Genomic DNA, 3,837 nt, shown 5'->3' on the forward strand with positions numbered 1-3,837 from the left:
CGAACTCAGCAGTGAAACGATGCATCGCCGATGGTAGTGTGGGGTTTCCCCATGTGAGAGTAGGTCATCGTCAAGATTAAATTCCGAAACCCCAATTGCGAAAGCAGTTGGGGTTTTGTTTTGCCTGCGAGAAAGTTTTCAGAGCTGCGGCGAACAAAATTGCACAGTTATTTTCGAATCAGAACACTAGAATAGCCCCATCTTTTTCGGAGTCAGAGCCTGTATGTCAGAATCGGTTGACGCCCCCGGGCTGTCAGATTTACCGCTGGAAGACTTGATAGCCTGTCACGAGTGCGACCTGCTGATGCGCAAGCCGACACTTGCCCACGGTGAGAAAGCTCTCTGCCCGCGCTGCGGCTACGAGTTGTATGCGCACCGCCATAATGTGGTGCAGCGCAGCCTCGCCTTGGTGATTGCCGCGTTATTACTTTACGTACCGGCAAACTTTTTACCCATCATGCAACTCAATATCCTCGGGCAATCGTCACAGGATACGGTGTGGAGTGGCGTGGTCGGTCTGTTCAATACCGATATGCAAGGAGTGTCGATTGTCGTCTTCCTCTGCAGTATGGCGATACCGTTGCTCAAGTTGCTGTGCCAGCTGTTTGTACTACTGACGATTCGCTTCAATGTCGGCCGCGGCTATGGCTTGCTGCTCTATCGTATTTACCACCACCTCAGAGACTGGGGCATGCTCGAGGTCTACCTCATGGGCGTCCTCGTTGCGATCGTGAAGCTGGCAGATATGGCAGCGATCACCGTCGGCCTCGGGCTGGCATGTTTTATTGGCTTGTTATTGGTGCAAGTCTGGCTGGAGGTGGTGATGTCACCGCATCAGATCTGGCAGGCATTATCAGGAGAGGATGCCCATGCGGGCGATTGATGCGGGCATTCTGGTGTGCACCGAATGCCACGAGCTGAACAGGCAGGACGCTGACGTCGATGAGCAAAACTGCACCCGTTGCGGCGCTCAGGTTCACGCTCGCCGACCGAACAGCCTGACCCGAACCTGGGCGCTGTTGATCACGGCAGCCATCATCTATATCCCGGCGAATGTCCTGCCGATCATGACGGTCAGTTCTCTGGGCCAGGGTGATCCGAGCACCATCATGTCCGGGGTGATTCAACTGGTGCAGCACGGCATGATTCCGATCGCCGCCGTAGTGTTCATTGCCAGTATTCTGGTGCCGACCTTCAAACTGGTCGGCATCGCGTTGTTGCTGTTTTCCGTGCAGCGCCGGCAGCCATTGTCGGCCCGTCAGCGCATCTGGATGTACCGTTTCATCGAGTTCATTGGTCGTTGGTCGATGCTCGATATTTTTGTGATCGCCATTCTCGTGGCGGTCGTCAACTTCGGCCGGATAGCCAGTGTCGAAGCCAATCTGGGCGCCGTCGCCTTCGCCACTGTGGTGATTCTGACGATGCTCGCCGCAGTAACTTTCGATCCCCGACTGATTTGGGATAACACGGAGTCGGACGACGACCATGACTGATTTGCCTGTAGCGAAAACCCGACCGGCTTCGAACTGGTCGGCTATTTGGGTGCTGCCTCTGATTGCGCTGATCATCGGCGGCTGGCTCGGCTGGCGTGCCTGGTCGGAAACCGGCATCGAGATTCAGGTACGTTTTGAAAGTGGCGAAGGTATCCAGGTCAACAAGACTGAAGTGGTCTACAAAGGCATGCCGGTCGGCAAGGTCAAGACGCTCAAGCTCGACGATGAAGGCAACTCCAAAGGAGTGATCGCCACCATCGAAATGAACAAGGATGTCGAGCAGTACCTGAAAACCAGCACGCGGTTCTGGCTGGTCAAACCGAGCGTGACCCTGGCCGGTATCACCGGGCTGGAAACCTTGGTCTCGGGTAATTACGTGGCGATCAGTCCTGGAGAGGGCGAACCGGTACGCAAGTTCAAGGCACTCGCCGAAGAGCCGCCACTGTCCGACGCCAAGCCCGGTCTGCACCTGACCATCAAGGCCGATCGCCTCGGCTCTTTGAATCGCGGCAGCCCGGTGTTCTACAAGCAGATCAAGGTCGGCCAGGTGAAAAGCTATGTGCTTTCCGAGGATCAGAGCACCGTTGAACTGAAGGTATTCATCGAGCCGACCTACGCCAAACTGGTGCGCAAACATACACGATTCTGGAACGCCAGCGGCATCAGCATCGACGCCAACCTCTCCGGTGTGAAAGTGCGCAGCGAATCCCTGGCCAGCATCGTCGCTGGCGGTATCGCCTTCGCGACACCGGAAAATCGCAAGGACAGCCCGCCGACCGACCCGAGCCTGCCGTTCCGTCTCTATGAGGATTTCGACGCCGCCGCTGCCGGGATTCGCGTGAAGGTCAAACTCAGCGACTTCGAAGGCCTGCAGGCCGGCCGCACGCCGGTGATGTACAAGGGCATTCAGGTCGGCAACCTGAAAGCGCTGAAAGTCGATCCGGACCTGAACAGCGCGACAGCCGAGCTGACTCTGGATCCGCTGGCTGAGGACTACCTGGTGGAGGGCACGCAGTTCTGGGTGGTCAAACCATCGATTTCCCTGGCCGGCATCACTGGCCTCGAAGCACTTGTGAAAGGTAACTACATCGCCGTGCGTCCGGGCGATAAGGGCGCAGCGCCGAAACGCGAGTTCGAGGCGCGGCCAAAAGCGCCGCCGCTGGATCTGCGTTCGCCGGGGCTGCATTTGGTACTGTTCACTGATTCGCTGGGCTCGATCGACGTCGGCAGCCCGATTCTGTACAAGCAGGTCAAGGTCGGTTCTGTGCAGAGCTACCAGTTCTCCAGAACCAAAAAGCAACTGGTCATTGGCGTGCATATCGAGAAGGAATACGAAAACCTGGTCAACGCTTCGACCCGTTTCTGGAACGTCAGCGGCATCACCCTCACGGGTGGCTTGACCGGCGGGATTCAGGTGAAGAGTGAATCCCTGCAGACTCTGATGGCTGGCGGTATCGCATTCGAAACGCCGCAAGCCAATGCGCCGTTGAAGAAACGCATCCCGCGCTTCCGTCTGTACGCCGATCACGACGAGGCGAACAAGAAAGGCGCAGTGGTGACCATCAAAGTCGATCGCGCCGACGGTTTGAGCAGCGGTACGCCGGTGCGTTTCAAGGGGCTGGATGTCGGCAAGATTGAAAGCGTCGATCTTACCGATGACATGCAGTCAGTGATCCTCACCGCGCGCATCACCGAAGTGCCGGAGAAGATTGCCCGAGTCGGCAGTCAGTTCTGGGTGGTCAAGCCGGAACTGGGACTGATCAAGACGCAGAACCTGGAAACGCTGGTCACCGGTAAGTACATCGAAGTCCAGCCAGCGGCGAAGAATCTCGGCCCGCAGAAGAACTTCGTTGCCTTGGCCGAGGCGCCGGAAGTCACTAAACAGGAAGCCGGTTTGAGTCTGGTGTTGAGCGCCGCACGTCGCGGTTCGCTGAAGCCTGGCGTGCCAGTGACTTACCGTGAAATCACCGTCGGCAAGGTCACCGGTTATGAGTTGGGCCAGACGGCTGACCGGGTGTTGGTGCACGTCCTGATCGAGCCGAAGTACGCGCCACTGGTGCGCAGCGGCAGCCGCTTCTGGAACACCAGCGGCGTGGGCTTCGATTACGGGTTGTTCAAGGGCGTGACGGTGCGAACCGAGTCGCTGGAGACACTGATTCAGGGCGGCATCGCCTTCGCCACACCGGAGGGCGAGCGCATGGGCAATCCGGCGCGGGCCGAGCAGACGTTCCCGCTGTTCGACAAGTTCGAGGAAGAATGGCTGACCTGGGCGCCGAAGATTCAGCTTGGTAAATAGTGGCGTCTGTTGAGACGTCTTCGCGAGCAGGCTCGCTCCCACAGGGGA

3 protein-coding genes are annotated in these 3,837 nt (G+C 57.9%); all 3 read left to right on the forward strand.

All coding sequences use genetic code 11. From position 1 onward, the window contains the following. The first annotated feature begins 223 nt into the window (after nucleotides 1–223). From DCO47_RS26070 to DCO47_RS26080, 3 genes are read left to right on the forward strand one after another with little or no spacing between them, the layout of a single operon-like run. The gene (locus DCO47_RS26070; protein ID WP_042609676.1) at nucleotides 224–883 is read left to right on the forward strand and encodes a paraquat-inducible protein A; all 660 of its coding nucleotides are present in this window, start codon (nucleotides 224–226) and stop codon (nucleotides 881–883) included. Continuing rightward, a complete protein-coding gene (locus tag DCO47_RS26075) occupies nucleotides 870–1,493 on the forward strand; it encodes a paraquat-inducible protein A (RefSeq protein ID WP_116659230.1) in 624 nt (207 codons plus the stop codon). The genes DCO47_RS26070 and DCO47_RS26075 overlap by 14 nt, the downstream gene beginning before the upstream one ends. Further along, the gene (locus DCO47_RS26080) at nucleotides 1,486–3,789 is read left to right on the forward strand and encodes an intermembrane transport protein PqiB (RefSeq protein ID WP_116659231.1); all 2,304 of its coding nucleotides are present in this window, start codon (nucleotides 1,486–1,488) and stop codon (nucleotides 3,787–3,789) included. The genes DCO47_RS26075 and DCO47_RS26080 overlap by 8 nt, the downstream gene beginning before the upstream one ends. The last annotated feature ends 48 nt before the right edge of the window (nucleotides 3,790–3,837 follow it).

Source organism: Pseudomonas sp. NDM, assembly GCF_003105095.1.
GTDB classification, from domain to species: domain Bacteria; phylum Pseudomonadota; class Gammaproteobacteria; order Pseudomonadales; family Pseudomonadaceae; genus Aquipseudomonas; species Aquipseudomonas moraviensis_A.